13 protein-coding genes are annotated in these 15,039 nt (G+C 31.6%); 8 read left to right on the plus strand and 5 right to left on the minus strand.

The features are described 5' to 3' along the window. Window positions 1-153: 153 nt before the first annotated feature. From OJ995_RS00605 to OJ995_RS00620, 4 genes are read left to right on the plus strand one after another with little or no spacing between them, the layout of a single operon-like run. The gene (locus OJ995_RS00605; protein ID WP_133608695.1) at window positions 154-756 is read left to right on the plus strand and encodes a TetR/AcrR family transcriptional regulator; all 603 of its coding nucleotides are present in this window, start codon (window positions 154-156) and stop codon (window positions 754-756) included. A gap of 7 nt (window positions 757-763) precedes the next feature. Continuing rightward, a complete protein-coding gene (locus OJ995_RS00610; protein ID WP_133608697.1) occupies window positions 764-2,110 on the plus strand; it encodes a TolC family protein in 1,347 nt (448 codons plus the stop codon). Window positions 2,111-2,119: 9 nt separating this feature from the next. Continuing rightward, complete coding sequence (locus OJ995_RS00615) at window positions 2,120-3,283, plus strand: efflux RND transporter periplasmic adaptor subunit (protein WP_264367672.1); 1,164 nt, start codon at window positions 2,120-2,122, stop codon at window positions 3,281-3,283. A gap of 19 nt (window positions 3,284-3,302) precedes the next feature. Further along, the gene (locus OJ995_RS00620) at window positions 3,303-6,776 is read left to right on the plus strand and encodes an efflux RND transporter permease subunit (protein WP_264367673.1); all 3,474 of its coding nucleotides are present in this window, start codon (window positions 3,303-3,305) and stop codon (window positions 6,774-6,776) included. A 50-nt stretch (window positions 6,777-6,826) separates the two neighbouring features. On the opposite strand, the gene OJ995_RS00625 is transcribed toward OJ995_RS00620, so the two are convergent. Beyond that, window positions 6,827-7,171, minus strand: coding sequence for a toxin-antitoxin system YwqK family antitoxin (locus OJ995_RS00625; protein WP_264367674.1), 345 nt, complete (start codon window positions 7,169-7,171; stop codon window positions 6,827-6,829). A gap of 163 nt (window positions 7,172-7,334) precedes the next feature. Next, window positions 7,335-8,342, minus strand: a complete 1,008-nt coding sequence (locus tag OJ995_RS00630) for a TlpA family protein disulfide reductase (RefSeq protein ID WP_264367675.1) — start codon at window positions 8,340-8,342, stop codon at window positions 7,335-7,337. A 91-nt stretch (window positions 8,343-8,433) separates the two neighbouring features. Here OJ995_RS00630 and aspS point away from each other — a divergent pair, with 91 nt between their 5' ends. The 3 genes from aspS to OJ995_RS00645 all read left to right on the plus strand — a co-directional run bounded on the left by aspS (window position 8,434) and on the right by OJ995_RS00645 (window position 10,696). Beyond that, on the plus strand, window positions 8,434-10,179 hold the full coding sequence (aspS, locus tag OJ995_RS00635; protein ID WP_264367676.1) for an aspartate--tRNA ligase: 1,746 nt from the start codon (window positions 8,434-8,436) through the stop codon (window positions 10,177-10,179). A gap of 1 nt (window position 10,180) precedes the next feature. Further along, on the plus strand, window positions 10,181-10,411 hold the full coding sequence (locus OJ995_RS00640) for a hypothetical protein (protein ID WP_133608709.1): 231 nt from the start codon (window positions 10,181-10,183) through the stop codon (window positions 10,409-10,411). Between the two features lie 84 nt (window positions 10,412-10,495). Further along, entirely contained in the window at window positions 10,496-10,696 is a 201-nt protein-coding gene (locus OJ995_RS00645) for a cold-shock protein (protein WP_008255794.1), read from the plus strand. A 64-nt stretch (window positions 10,697-10,760) separates the two neighbouring features. On the opposite strand, the gene OJ995_RS00650 is transcribed toward OJ995_RS00645, so the two are convergent. Together OJ995_RS00650 and OJ995_RS00655 are read right to left on the minus strand one after the other, a co-directional pair. After that, window positions 10,761-11,243, minus strand: a complete 483-nt coding sequence (locus tag OJ995_RS00650) for a hypothetical protein (RefSeq protein ID WP_264367677.1) — start codon at window positions 11,241-11,243, stop codon at window positions 10,761-10,763. Window positions 11,244-11,298: 55 nt separating this feature from the next. Next, complete coding sequence (locus OJ995_RS00655) at window positions 11,299-13,122, minus strand: TonB-dependent receptor plug domain-containing protein (protein ID WP_264367678.1); 1,824 nt, start codon at window positions 13,120-13,122, stop codon at window positions 11,299-11,301. Between the two features lie 68 nt (window positions 13,123-13,190). Here OJ995_RS00655 and OJ995_RS00660 point away from each other — a divergent pair, with 68 nt between their 5' ends. Then, entirely contained in the window at window positions 13,191-14,690 is a 1,500-nt protein-coding gene (locus OJ995_RS00660) for an aminotransferase-like domain-containing protein (RefSeq protein WP_264367679.1), read from the plus strand. A 51-nt stretch (window positions 14,691-14,741) separates the two neighbouring features. Here the strand turns inward: OJ995_RS00660 and OJ995_RS00665 are convergent, their stop codons facing one another. Continuing rightward, window positions 14,742-15,023 (minus strand): F0F1 ATP synthase subunit delta/epsilon, encoded by a 282-nt coding sequence (locus OJ995_RS00665; RefSeq protein WP_026725933.1) that lies wholly within the window; start codon window positions 15,021-15,023, stop codon window positions 14,742-14,744. Between the last annotated feature and the right edge of the window lie 16 nt (window positions 15,024-15,039).

The raw sequence follows: 15,039 nt of genomic DNA on the forward strand, positions 1-15,039 counted from the left end.
TTTTTTGCTAAAATACTCCAATATTCTGAAACGACACGAATATATCAAATGTTAAATTTATGTAAAAACAATGGAAACTATTTTGGTGTTAAAAGTTTCCATTATACATTTGTACCCGAAAATAAAATCCAAAAAAGAGATTTTACTGTAAAAATGAAAGATAAAATTATAAATAAAGCAAAAGAAATGTTTTTGAGACTGGGTTTCAAAAGCATTACTATGGATGATATTGCTTGCGAAATGTGTATTTCAAAAAAAACAATTTATAAATACTTTTCTAATAAAGATATACTAATTGAAGAAAGTGTTCAAATGGTGCACAAAGAAATTCATGAAACAATTAACACAATCGTAGCACAGAATTTTAACGCCATTGAAGAAAATTTCGAAATCAGAAGAATGTTTAAAGAAATGTTCAAATCAGCAGAATCTTCTCCTATTTATCAGTTAAAAAAGCATTATCCAGAAATTTACGAGAAAGTTCTGAGCATGCAAGTTAGTGTTTGTGAAGAATGTTTTCGAGACAATATCATAAAAGGAATCAACGAAGGTTTGTACCGAAAAGATTTAGATATTGAAAATTATGTCAAGTTTTATTACACTTTAATATTCAATATAAACGAAAACACAATGCTTGAAAAAGATGCTCAAGAATTAGAATTAAAAGCTTTAGAATACCACATAAGAGCAATGGCATCATTAGCTGGAATAGTAGAACTTGAAAAACAATTAGAAACACAAATACTTAATCATTAACCACCATATGAAACAAAAACTATTACTAACCCTTTTGTTCGTTTCTGTATTCTTGAACGCACAAGATAAAAAAGAAACCTATAGCTTTACATTGCAACAAGCAATTGATCATGCTATTGAAAACAACTATACTTCAATTAATGCAAAACGTGATATTGAAGCTGCCAAGCAAAAAAAATGGGAAACAACTGCTTCTGGACTTCCACAAATTAGTAGTAACTTACAATATTTAAACAATCTTGACTTTCAAGTACAAGGGGTTTCTGGAAATGCTTTCAATCCTGGTGGCGATCCAAATGAAATTTCAACTATTGCCTTTGGAACTAAACACAGCGCAAATGCTTCTGCAACATTAAACCAATTAATTTTTGATGGTTCATATATTGTAGGATTACAATCGGCTAAAGTGTATTTGCAAATTTCACAAAATGCAAAAGAAAAAACCGATTTAGAAATAAAAGAAATGGTTACGAATGCATACGGAAATGTGCTGTTAGCAAAAGAAAGTGTTTTAATCTTAGAAAAAAACAAAACCACCTTAGAAAAAACATTATTTGAAACTAGCGAAACTTTTAAAAACGGTTTAACCGAGGAAGAAAACGTTGAGCAACTTCAAATTACGTTAACACAATTGAAAAGTTCTTTATCAAATGCACAAAAAAGAGCTGAAATTGCATTGAATCTTCTAAAAATTTCTATGGGAATCGACATCAATAATGATGTTACTCTTACAGAAAAATTAGACGATTTAGCACTTAAAAATGTTGATTTAGCTGTGCTTGCGGAAGAATTTAATTCTCAAAATTCAGTAGATTTTAAAATTCAAAAAAATAACGAAGAATCGAAACGTTTGTTGTTAAAATTAGAACGTTTTAGAGCATTGCCAACAATTGGCGCGCAACTGAACTATGGTGCCAATACTTTTTCTAATGAATTTGATATTATTTCAACACAACAAAAATGGTACAATTATTCAAATTTTGGTGTAAATGTTAGTTTGCCAATATTTAGTAGTTTTAGAGATAGAGCCAGAACCCAACAAGCAAAAATTGCTTTTGAACAAGCAAAAACACAGCTTACTGAAACAGAGCAACGTTTAAAACTTCAATTTCAACAAGCTAAAACCGATTACGAATACAGTATTGAGCAATATTCAGCATCAAAAAGTAATTTAAAATTAGCCGAAAGAATCGAAGGCAAACAACAAATAAAATTCAAAGAAGGACTTTCTACAAGTTTTGAATTTACAGAAGCACAACGTCAGTTATACACAGCGCAACAAGATTATTTACAAGCTATGATTGATGTAATGAACAAAAAAGCAACTTTAGACAAACTAACCAATAAAAAATAAAAACGCACAATGAAAAAAATACTATACATCAGTTTATTAGGTTTACTAATTACTTCTTGTGGAGGTGATTCAAAAACTGCATCTGTTGATAAAGCGATTGAATCAAAAGATTTAGCAACTATTAAAGCATCAAGATCAGAAATTCAGAAACAATATGATGCTATTGCTGCTGAATTAGCAAAACTTGATTTGGCTATTGCCGAATTAGACACACTAAAAAAATCAGCTTTAGTTACAACTGCAATTGTTAACGATACAATTTTTACGCATTACATTGACATTCAAGGAAATGTTGATACTAAACAAAATCTTATTATTTACCCAGAATATTCGGGAGTTTTATCTCAAGTGTATGTAAAATCAGGTCAAAAAGTAAATAAAGGGCAAATTTTAGCCCGAATTGACGATGGTGGTTTAAGCAATCAATTGGCACAAATGGAAACACAAGCTACATTGGCAAAAACTACATTTGAAAGACAAAAAAATCTTTGGGATAAAAAAATTGGTTCAGAAATTCAATATTTACAAGCAAAAACAAATTACGAAGCTCAAATGAAAGCAGTTGCCCAAATGAGAGCGCAACTTGGAAAAACAATTGTGAAAGCACCATTTAGTGGTGTTATTGACGAAGTAATTACTGAAAAAGGTCAGGTTGTTGGTCCAGGTCAACAATTAATGCGTATTGTAAATTTATCAGATATGTACGTTTCTGCAAATGTTCCTGAAAGTTTCATTGGGAAAATTAAAAATGGAGCAATCGTAGATGTTGAAGTAAAATCTACTGGTAAAATATATAAAGGAAAAGTGAGACAAATTGGAAATTACATCAATCCAAACAATAGAAATTTTAGTATTGAAGTAGCGGTTCCAAACTCAGATAATTTATTACGTCCAAATCAAGTAGCTGTTTTAAAAATCGAAGACTACAAAAAAGCAAATGCGATTTTAGTTCCAGAAAGTATTGTTACTGAAAATGCAGTTGGCGAAAAAATTATTTATACAGTTGATACCTCTGGGAAAGAGCCAAAAGCCATCAAAAAAACCATCGTAGTAGGTTTAACTTCTGGAGCAAATATTGAAGTAAAATCTGGATTAAACAAAGGAGAACAAATCATTATTGAAGGCGCAAGAAGTGTTCAAAATGGAGATATTGTTGAAATTTTAAAAAAATAAGTACTAAAAAAATATTGGTATGAGTAATAAAATAACCAAAAGCTTCGGAATTTCAACATGGGCGATTAATAATAAAATGACCGTGTATGTAATTACAGCTATTATCTTGATAGGCGGATTAATTTCCTACTATTCAATGCCTCGTGAAGATTTCCCTGAAATTATTGAAACTAAAATTTACGTTAGTTCAATCAATCCAGGAAATGCGGCTGAAGATGTTGAAAAATTAATCACTAAACCTTTAGAAGAAGAGTTTAACAACATATCAGGTGTAACTAAAATTACCTCAAACACACTTCAAGATTATTCTATGATTTTAGTGGAGTTTGATGAAGATATATCGGTTGATGCAGCCAAACAAAAAGTAAAAGACAAAGTAGATTTAGTAAAATCTGAAACCGATTGGCCAACAATGCCAGGAGGCGAAAAGGTTGAACCGAACGTTTTCGATTTAAACATTGCGGAAGAACAACCTATCTTAAATATTAATTTATCGGGAGATTTACCTTTAGATAAATTAAAAGATTATGCCGAATATTTAGAAGATAAAATCGAAAGATTACCACAAATTAAAGAAGCAGCTATTCGTGGCGCTCAAGAAAAAGAAGTGGAAATCGCAGTAGATATTTACAAAATGACGGCAGCTCAAGTCAGTTTTGATGATATTATCGGAGCTGTTTCAAGAGAAAACACAACTATTTCTGGTGGAAATGTAGTCAATAACGGCATCAAGAAAAACATTCGTGTAGTAGGAGAAATTGAAAATCCTGCCGAATTGGAAGACGTTGTGGTTAAAAAACAAGATGGCGTTGTGTATCTTAAAGATATTGCAACCATTAAATTTCAACCTAAAGAAGCTACAACACATGCCAGAGAATATGGTAATGCAGTAGTAATGTTAGATGTTAAAAAACGTAGCGGTAAAAACATGATTGAGGCTACAGAAAGCATCAAACAAATTGTAAAACAAGCACAAGACGATTATTTTCCTTCGAATTTAAAAATTTCTATGGCAAATGATCAATCTTCAAGAACCATTAACCAAGTAGATGATTTAGTAAACAACATCATTTTTGGAGTATTACTTGTAGTAGGTGTTTTGATGTTTTTCTTAGGATTTAGAAGTGCACTTTTCGTTGGTTTTGCCATTCCGCTTTCTATGTTTATGTCGTACATTATTTTAGCTTCATTTGGAGTAACTTTAAATACGATGGTATTATTTGCCTTAGTAATGGGACTCGGAATGCTAGTTGATAACGGAATTGTAGTAGTAGAAAACGTACATTCGTTAATGAGTCAAGGATTAAGCCGAAAGCAAGCTGCTATTGAAGGTGTTGGAGAAATTGCATGGCCTATTATTGCATCAACTGCAACCACTTTAGCTGCCTTTTTCCCATTGGGATTATGGCCTGGAACTATGGGTAAATTCATGATTTATTTTCCTATGACGCTTTCTGTTGTATTGTTTTCATCATTGTTTGTAGCATTAGTCATCAATGCACTTATTAATGCCGAATTCATGCAATTAGAAGAAAAAGAAATGTCTCAAAAAACCTTAATTCGTTTGAGTAGCCTTGTTGGAGGAATAGGATTAATTATAGTAATTCTTGGTTTTTCAACCAGCACAGATGGTTTAAAAGGAATTGGAAATTTAATGGTTTTCTTTGCTGTAATGCTTTGGGTTTACAAATATTATTTGTCAAGAGCTCAAAAATATTTTATGGAAGTCTCATTAGTAAAACTTGAAAACTTTTATAAAAAATCGCTGATTTATGTTTTGAGCGGTAAAAGACCTTATTATTTTTTATTTGGAACCGTTGGCCTTTTAGTTTTCTCATTTATTTTAGTGGGAATTGCTCAACCAAAAGTTTTGTTCTTTCCTGAAAATCAGCCTAACCAAATTATAACGTATATCGAATTCCCGGAAGGAACTGATATTGCTAAAACCAATGCTTTTACAAAAGAAATTGAGAAAAAAGTATATGCTGTAGCCAATAAATATACCGATGAAGAGAATTTTAACTTTATGGTTGAATCTGGTGTAGCACAAGTTGGTGAAGGTGCTGGAAATCCTCAAACTGATGGTGCTTCGCAAAATGAAATGCCACACAGAGGAAAAATCACACTTTCAATGCGTGAGTTCAAATTCAGAAAAGGTTTAAACAGTAGTGACTTGATGAATGAAATTCGCGCAGCTGTTAAAGGTTATCCTGGAGTATCTATTGTAGTAGATAAAGATCAAAATGGTCCTCCGTCTGGATATAAAATCAATATTGAAATTTCTGGCGAAAATTATAATGACATGTTAATTGAAGCTGAAAAAGTAAAAGATTTTATCAACTCCAAAAACATTGCCGGAATTGAAGAATTAAAACTAGATGTAAATAAATCAAAACCAGGATTAGAAGTTGTTGTTGATAGAAAAATTGCTGGGCAATTAGGCATTTCAACCGCTCAAGTTGGTCAAACACTACGTCGTTCTGTATATGGAGAAAAAATTTCGACCTATAAAGAAGACAAAGATGATTATGAAATAAATGTACGTTTTAACGAAGATTTGAAAAATGATAACAGTGCCATTTTTAATCAACCTGTAACATTTAGAGACCAAGCTACTGGAAGATTACAACAAGTTCCAATTGCTGCGTTAGTAGAAAAAACAAATACATCTTCATTCAATACCATCAAACGTAAAAACTTAAAACGAGTAATTACAGTATATTCAAATGTATTAGAAGGTTATAATGCGAATGAAATTGTTGGTACGCTTAAAAAAGAAATGGCAACTTATAAAATGCCGAAAGACACCAACTTTGCCTTTACAGGTGAACAAGAAGAACAAGAGAAAAACTCATCTTTCTTATTCAAAGCTTTATTAATCGCAATGGGTGGAATTATTTTAGTAATGGTAGCACAGTTTAATTCGATTTCAAAACCAGCTATTATTATGTTTACCGTAATCTTAAGTTTTATTGGTGTATTCTTGGGATTAGTAATTTTTAGAGACGATTTCGTAATTATTATGACCATGATGGGAATTATTTCTCTTGCCGGAATTGTAGTAAACAATGGAATTGTATTAATAGATTACACCCAATTATTATTAGACCGAAAAGTAGCCGAATTAGGTTTAGAAGAAGGATCAATCTTAAGTAAACAAGATTATTTTGATGCTATTGTTGAAGGTGGTCGTTCAAGATTACGCCCAGTATTGTTAACGGCTATTACAACGGTTTTAGGTTTAATTCCATTAGCAATTGGTTTAAATATCGACTTCTTCGGATTATTCATCAACTACAACCCTAATATTTATATGGGTGGAGACAACGTAATTTTCTGGGGACCTTTAGCTAAAACGGTTATTTACGGATTAATATTTGCAACATTCCTTACGTTGATTATTGTTCCCGTGATGTTCTTCTTATTAAACAGAATGAAAATCAAAATTAAGAACCGAAAAAACAAAGAAACTGAAATCTTACCATCAGTATAAAACAAAAAAGTCCCGATAAAATCGGGACTTTTTTTATACTTTAAATTGAATTAGTTTTTAACTAAAACATCTTTTGACCATTTTTTTACTTCAGCAATTCTACTATCAGAAAAATCAACTTCGCTTAATGAAGAGTCACTCCAGAAAAACCATTTACCAGTTTTAGTTCCTTTGTTATATTCTCCAATAGATTGTTTGCTGCCATCTTCGTTATAAGCCATCCATTTTCCATGTAATTTTCCATCCAAGTAATAACCTTCTTGTTTTACTTGTCCGTTATCATAATAATATGTTGCTTTTACCATTTGGTCAACCACTTCTAATTTTGGTTTTACTTCTTGTGCAAATGACAAACTTGAAACCAATAAAACTGCTGCAATCACTAATTTTTTCATAGTCTTTTCTTTTTTAGGTTAACATTACAGAAACAAATATAAAATTTATTTTACAATAAAAAAACTTTTGCTTAACAATTTGGTAACATTGGATAAAAATTTAACATTAAAAAAGCCAATACGTAATGTATTGGCTTTAAATAGGATATAAAAATAGAGGTTGTTATTTCACTAAACCATCTAATAATTCAATTAATGTTGTAGAAGAAGGTCTTGGTGCATCCGCCTTAACTACATTTCCATTTGGATCAATTAATATGAATCTTGGAATTGAATTAATTCCAAAAGCTTTTACAAATTCAGAAGTCCAGTTTTTATCAGCAAATAATTGAATTCCACCCAATTCTTTAGTAACTACCATTTTTTTCCATTTCTCATAATCCTTTTCTGTATCAACAGAAATACTCACAAACTCGATATTCTTTCCGTGATATTTTGCTTCTACTTTCTTTAAATGAGGAATCTCAGCCAAACAAGGTCCACACCAAGTAGCCCAAACATCAATATATACATATTTTCCTCTTAAATCTTCTAACTTGGTTTTTCCTCCTTTGTGATTTTCATAATCAAATGATGGAGAAACAATGCCTTCCATTTTCTTAGCTGCTAGTTTTTGATTGTAATAATCTAACAAGAATTTTTCTTCTTGATCAAACGAAGGACGTAACATTTTTACTAAAGTTTCATCAAAACCTTTCCCATCAATCATGCTAATATCATTCGCTTTCTTTTTAGCCAATGCGTCTTTAAACGTAGCTTCGTCAGCATCAAATAATGCTTCTAACTCCATCTCAAACTTTTCATCAGATAATGCTTTTTTAGCTAAATAGTTATTTTCATTAGCCCCATTTCCCTTGTAAACAATAGTTTCATCAAAATCTTTAGTATCTAATGTCAACTTTAGATCGTAACCATTTTTCAAAAACATAGTAGTTCCTTCGTTACCATCATTTAAACGGTATAATCCTCCATCTTTTGAAGCTTCAAAAGTGGTTTGAAACTCACCTTTTTTATTAATCCCAACTTTTTGTTTGAAAGATCTTCCCGAAGAAATAGTAATCGTGTCCGAAAATCTATTTGCAATTTTTACGTTTAAAGAAACGGTATTGGTTGTATTTTGAGCAAATCCTGAAAGAATTGCGGCAAAAAACAAAATGAATGCTTTTTTCATGTTTTAAAAGTGTTATTTATTGAATCAAATCTATTAAATTTAAACGAATAAAATTAATATTTGTTACTACATTTGCAAAAAATTTCAAGAAATGTACAGAAGTCATAACTGTGGCGAATTAAACGCTTCACACATCAATAAAGAAGTTACCCTTGCAGGCTGGGTTCAAAAATCGAGAGATAAAGGATTTATGATTTGGGTTGATTTACGTGACCGTTATGGTATCACGCAATTAATCTTTGATGAACAAAGAACCGATAAAGCCGTTATTGAAAAAGCAAAATCTTTAGGAAGAGAGTTTGTTATTCAAATTAAAGGAACTGTTATTGAGCGCGTTTCTAAAAACCCAAATATGGCAACTGGTGACGTTGAAATCTTAGTTACCGAATTAACTATTTTAAACGAAGCACAATTGCCTCCATTTACTATCGAAGATGAAACCGATGGTGGCGAAGATATTCGTATGAAATATCGTTACTTAGATATCAGAAGAAATCCGGTTAAAAACAACTTATTGTTCCGTCATAAAGTATCAATGGAAGTTAGAAAATATCTTTCTGACCAAGGTTTTTGTGATGTAGAAACACCATATTTAATTAAATCTACTCCAGAAGGTGCGCGTGATTTCGTAGTACCAAGTAGAATGAATGAAGGTCAATTTTACGCACTTCCTCAATCACCACAAACGTTTAAACAATTATTGATGGTAGGTGGAATGGATAAATATTTCCAAATTGTGAAATGTTTCCGTGACGAAGATTTACGTGCTGACCGTCAACCAGAATTTACACAAATCGACTGTGAAATGGCATTCGTAGAGCAGGAAGATATTTTAGATATGTTCGAAGGCTTAACACGTCATTTACTAAAAGAAATCAAAGGAATTGAAGTAGATAAATTCCCAAGAATTACTTACGATTACGCCATGAAAACCTACGGTAATGACAAACCAGATATTCGTTTTGAAATGAAATTTGGTGAGTTAAATGCTGTTGCCCAACATAAAGATTTCCCAGTATTCAATTCAGCTGAATTAGTAGTTGGAATCGCTGCACCAGGCTGTGCAAATTATACAAGAAAAGAAATTGACGCTTTAATTGATTGGGTAAAACGCCCTCAAGTTGGAGCTTCAGGAATGGTATATTTAAAATGTGAAGAAGATGGTTCGTTCAAATCATCTGTAGATAAATTCTACGATCAAGAAGATTTGAAAAAATGGGCCGAAATTACCAATGCAAAACCGGGTGATTTAATTTTAATCTTATCTGGAAACGCAAATAAAGTAAGAACTCAATTATCAGCTTTAAGAATGGAAGTGGCTACTCGTTTAGGTTTGAGAAAATCAGACGAATTTGCGCCATTATGGGTAGTAGATTTCCCATTATTAGAATGGGACGAAGAAAGCGGAAGATACCACGCAATGCACCACCCTTTTACATCGCCAAAACCAGAAGACATGGCATTAATTGAAACCGAACCAGGAAAAGTTCGCGCTAATGCTTATGATATGGTATTAAATGGAAACGAAATTGGTGGAGGTTCTATTCGTATTCATGACAGAGAATTACAAAGTAGAATGTTTGATTTGTTAGGATTTAGCAAAGAAGAAGCTTTATCTCAGTTTGGATTTTTAATGAATGCCTTTGAATTTGGAGCGCCACCACACGGAGGTTTAGCTTTTGGATTGGATAGATTGGTTTCTATTTTAGGCGGACAAGAAACGATTCGTGACTTTATTGCTTTCCCTAAAAACAACTCAGGAAGAGACGTAATGATTGATGCTCCGTCAACTATTGATGAAGCACAATTACAAGAATTACATATTAAATTAAGATAACATGAAAAAGATTCTAATTGGTCTTATCGTAACCATTGCTTGCCTTATTTCTTTTGGATATTTTCAAAAAAACAACGGCTTAAATGGCGATAAATGGATTGGAATTGGAATTTTATTAGTAGCTTTCGTTTTAATGCCATTGTTTTTATATTCGAGATTTAAGAACAAAGAAACGAGAGAAAGAATGCTAAACTTAAGTTCAAAGAAAAAAGAAGACACTGATAATCAGTAATTTTGAAATATTTTTAACTTTTTCTTGTTCGTGTCGTAAATAAGTATATCTTTGAAGTATTATTAATTTTTTTATATTACAAAAATGCGCACAGGCAAAGTTAAATTCTTCAATGAATCAAAAGGTTACGGTTTTATTACAGATGATGAAACAGGAAAAGACATTTTCGTACACGCAAGCGGAATGAGAGTTGAATCTCTTAATGAAGGTGATGCAGTTAGCTACGAAGAAGAAGAAGGAAGAAAAGGTAAAGTAGCTGCTCAAGTAGTAGTTATCGAAGACTAATATATATTATTTTTTGATTACCTAGAAAGAACAAAGTCCCGATTAAATCGGGACTTTTTTTTGTTTATAACCATTTCTTTTCGTTTTCTGTAGCATCTAAAACATCTATATTAAGCGCTAACTTGAAATGATTAGCTACTTCAAAAGCATCTTCTTTGTTTACTGTTTTATAAAACGTTATGTGCTTATTACGATTGTAAAACAAGTTTACATGTATAATTTCATATTTTTGAGTAGTCTCCGCAGTAATAACTCTAACCGTTTGACTTTCATTGGTCTTAAAAACTGATACATATTCAAAATTTGGTATTGGCAACCACTTTCCAACTTTAATACCAAATAACGTATGAAAGGTTCTAAACTGTTTAGAAAACAAATTGATTTCGGAACCTTCTGCAGTATTTAATCCCAAACCTATAGCAATAAAAATAAGCGTCATTAAACCACCAGTTAAAAGAAGCATTAAAACACCTAAAATTGTAAATGCAATTCCAAAAAAACGCTTTACAAAAGAAATTTCTTTTTGATAACTTATAATATTATTCATAATAAAAAAAGGATTACAATGTTGTAATCCTTTTCAAATATAAAAATAGTTTTTCTTATTTAAACAAGTATTTCATACCAAACATAACATTTCCTTTTGGCATAGGTACCATACCTGCTTCAACATAGTCTGTGTTGAAAATATTATTAGCATAAACAGAGAACTCTAATGCTTTTACTTGATAGGATGCGCTAATATCCCAAATATTGTAACTAACTCCAGAAGTTCTTTCTACATATCTATATCCAATTGAATTGCTGAAATTTTTGAACCATTGCATTGCATAATTTCCAACAAATTGATGCTTCATAGAATTAATTGAATATCTAGAATAGGCTGCATCCGTTTTTTTAACTTCATCTTCAATAAAAGTATATCCTAATTTGATTTTTTGTTGCAAAGCGTTTACAGTAAATCTATATTCCATATTAGATTCAAAACCTTTTGTGTTTACATCTTGAATATTTTGAGGTGTATAAACTAAATCAGATTCTGTTAATCTTACATAATCAATCAAGTCATTTGAATCTCTATTGAATGCCGCAAAAGCAAAATCAAATCTTGATGTTGTCCATTTTAATCCAATTTCTTCCGAAAAAGCTTCTTCTGGCTGTAAATTTTCGTTTCCGATAGCTTGTGGACCTACATAATATAAATCGGTATAAGTTGGCACTCTATAGGTATATCCAACATTTCCATAAACTCTTACATTGGAAGTAACTTGATATCCTAAATCTAAACCTGGAAAAGCTTTACTATCAAAATCAGAAAAATAAGAAACTGCCAAGCCAGGAGTTAAATCAAACTTTTTATCGAAGAACTGAAAACGATGCTCTAAAAATAAAGAAACCATTTCTCTCGAATTATCTCCTAAACGGTTACTAGAAATGTAATATTTAGCCATTTCTACTCCAAAACCAGTGATTCCCACATTTGATTCATAAGAACCATTTAATTCAGCAGCAAATTTATTGGTAATATGTAAATTTCTATAAATAGACGGATTACTTCTGATGTAGTGGTATTCGTCTTGATTTCTTCTCCAATATACTCTTGGTTTCCAAGTGAAATTTCCATTTTTAATCACGGTTGAAAGTCCAACTAAACTTGCTTGAGTTTCTTCGTATTGTTCTGTTGCAGATGGAATTCCATAAAAACCATTAGCTCCAAATTTTCTTTCAGAGTAAGATGTAAGTAAATTAATTGGTAATTTATTCTTATTAAACTGACTTTTCAACACATAATTAGTATTGTCAAAATCAGTATTATGACGATACCCTTCTGAAAAGTTTTTAGAAAAATGTACAATATGACTACTCTCTTTTAAACTTACTGTACCTGTAGCTTCAGCAATAAACTGACCAAAAGATCCACCTTGAACTTTAGCTATTAAAGAATTTTCAGCAACATCTTTAGTTACAATATTTACAGCCCCTGTAAATGCATTTTGCCCAAAAATACGAGCGGCAGGTCCTTTAATTACTTCAATTCTTTTAATAACTTCAATTGGCAACGCTAAGTTCATGGTATGGTGACCAGTTTGAGGATCATCCACTTTAATACCATCAATTAAAAGTAAGGTTTGGTCAAAACCACCTCCTCTTATGTATAAATCGGCTTGCATTCCGTTTACACCTTGGCGTCTTACATCTACACCTGCTAGTTGTTGCAATGCATCAGCAACATTTGTAATACCAAGTTTTTTGATATCTTCTGCAGTAACAATTTGAATTGTTCTTGAATTTTCTTTAAAAGGTAAATCAATTCGAGAAGAAGTAACTACAACTTCTTTAAGAGAATCGGTTTTTAATTCTGATTCTTGAGCATTTCCTATTATAGAGCAAAAAAGTAATGCAGGTAAAAAGTATTTGTTTTTCATTTGAAATTTATTTTAAAACGGTGCAAAAGTCGTAACTTTCCGGACGATTAAAATAGTCCAGTTTTAAAATGAAAGATAGTCCGGCTAATGTATTACTGAAAGAACTTATTCACTTTGATAAATCAAGTGCTACTTCCGTATATATTCAAATTTCACAGCAAATTATAAATGCGATACAAAGAGGTTATCTAAAAGAAGGAATGGCTTTACCTGGAACACGAGTTTTCAGCCAATTACTTAACATTCACAGAAATACGGCAGTTGCAGTTTATGACGAACTAGCTTCGCAAGGTTGGGTTGAAATCATTCCAAATAAAGGCACTTTTATCTTGGTTCCAAAACCAAAAACAGCTTCCATCAAAGCGCGATCTAATAAAATAAACGATGCATATAGTTATCCTAAAACTACGGGATTCCCTTTTCAGACTTCGTTTCACTTGGCTTCAACACAAGAATTTTCGGAAGCAAAATACGTTTTAAACGATGGTCAAGCCGATTTAAGATTACATCCTATTCACGAATTTTCAAAATGGTATGGTACATCCATGAAACGAAAATCATTGATTTCAAAATGGAACAACACATCGAAAAATAGCTATTCTGTATTTGAAAATCAATTGTGTAATTTTTTAAATGCAACCAGAGGATTTCACATCAAACCCACAAATTTAATCAGTACAAGAAGTACTGAAATGAGTTTGTATATAATCTCGCAACTTCTAATTCGCAAGAAAGATGTGGTATTGGTTGGTAATTTGAGTAACTATAATGCTAATATGATTTTTCAGGAAGCTGGAGCAAATATCAAAACCATTCCAATTGACGAAAATGGATTAGATATCAATTACATTGAAAAACATTTTACAAAAGGCAAGATTCGTTGTGTTTATGTGTGTTCCAATCGCGATTACCCAACTACAAATACTTTGTCTGCTGAGCGAAGATTACAACTTTTACAACTTGCCAAGAAATACCAATTTGCCATAATTGAAGATGATTTTGATTACGATTTTCAACTCGATGGCTCAGCCATGTTACCAATGGCAGTTTCAGACGGAAATGGAATGGTAATTTATCTTGGAAAATTAGGACAATCATTATTTCCTAGTTTTCAAACCGGATTTGTGGTCGCTCCAGAAAATTTGATTTCGGAAGCCAAAAACTATCTGCAAATGTTAGACAAACAAGGTGATTTAATTCAAGAACAAGTACTTTCGGAATTAATTTATGAAGGTGAAATTCATCGTTTATTGAAAAAAAATTCGATAATATATAAACAAAGAAGAGATTATGCTTGCGAATGTTTTAAGCGATATTTCAACGGGTCCATCCAATTTAAAAAGCCTTCAGGCGGATTAGCCATTTGGATTGAATTTAATCCTTCCATATCGTTAATTCAACTTGCTGAAGAAGTAGCTAAAATAGATGTACTTCTTCCGAAAACGATTCTTTATCAAGATAAAAACACTTGTGCTATCCGTTTTGGTTTTGGGCATTTGAATGAAGAAGAAATTGAAATTGTGATAAGTAAATTAAAATTTGCATACGATACAATCACAAAGTCATAAAACAAAAAAAGTCCCGCAATTTGCAGGACTTTTTACTATAAATCTATTGTCTTAGTCAGCTAAAACAATAATCTTGTTTTCATTCATTTCGATGGTACCTGAATTAATAGGTAACCAATACGTTTGCTCATTTACTTTATTGAATTTAGAAACGAATTCTTTTTCAATTTTAATGTTTTGAGCATTGATTTTCACATTTCCTTTTGCTAATAAAGAAACAATAGGTGCGTGATTATTTAGCATTTGAAACTCACCGTTAATCCCAGGAACTGCTACCGAAGTAACTTCTCCTTTAAACAATGTAGCTTCTGGTGATACTATTTCTAAAATCATTTTTTTATGCTTTAGG

It is taken from the genome of Flavobacterium lacisediminis, assembly GCF_025909975.1.
In the GTDB taxonomy this organism is placed as follows: Bacteria; Bacteroidota; Bacteroidia; order Flavobacteriales; family Flavobacteriaceae; genus Flavobacterium; species Flavobacterium lacisediminis.

Excerpts from the sequence above, each read along its gene's own strand:
- OJ995_RS00610 (WP_133608697.1), top strand. The coding sequence starts at position 764 with ATGAAACAAAAACTATTACTAACCCTTTTGTTCGTTTCTGTATTCTTG.
- OJ995_RS00655 (WP_264367678.1), bottom strand. The coding sequence starts at position 13,122 with ATGAAAAACAAATACTTTTTACCTGCATTACTTTTTTGCTCTATAATA.
- OJ995_RS00620 (WP_264367673.1), top strand. The coding sequence starts at position 3,303 with ATGAGTAATAAAATAACCAAAAGCTTCGGAATTTCAACATGGGCGATT.
- OJ995_RS00615 (WP_264367672.1), top strand. The coding sequence starts at position 2,120 with ATGAAAAAAATACTATACATCAGTTTATTAGGTTTACTAATTACTTCT.
- OJ995_RS00660 (WP_264367679.1), top strand. The coding sequence starts at position 13,191 with ATGAAAGATAGTCCGGCTAATGTATTACTGAAAGAACTTATTCACTTT.
- OJ995_RS00605 (WP_133608695.1), top strand. The coding sequence starts at position 154 with ATGAAAGATAAAATTATAAATAAAGCAAAAGAAATGTTTTTGAGACTG.
- OJ995_RS00640 (WP_133608709.1), top strand. The coding sequence starts at position 10,181 with ATGAAAAAGATTCTAATTGGTCTTATCGTAACCATTGCTTGCCTTATT.
- OJ995_RS00625 (WP_264367674.1), bottom strand. The coding sequence starts at position 7,171 with ATGAAAAAATTAGTGATTGCAGCAGTTTTATTGGTTTCAAGTTTGTCA.
- OJ995_RS00630 (WP_264367675.1), bottom strand. The coding sequence starts at position 8,342 with ATGAAAAAAGCATTCATTTTGTTTTTTGCCGCAATTCTTTCAGGATTT.
- OJ995_RS00650 (WP_264367677.1), bottom strand. The coding sequence starts at position 11,243 with ATGAATAATATTATAAGTTATCAAAAAGAAATTTCTTTTGTAAAGCGT.
- aspS (WP_264367676.1), top strand. The coding sequence starts at position 8,434 with ATGTACAGAAGTCATAACTGTGGCGAATTAAACGCTTCACACATCAAT.
- OJ995_RS00645 (WP_008255794.1), top strand. The coding sequence starts at position 10,496 with ATGCGCACAGGCAAAGTTAAATTCTTCAATGAATCAAAAGGTTACGGT.
- OJ995_RS00665 (WP_026725933.1), bottom strand. The coding sequence starts at position 15,023 with ATGATTTTAGAAATAGTATCACCAGAAGCTACATTGTTTAAAGGAGAA.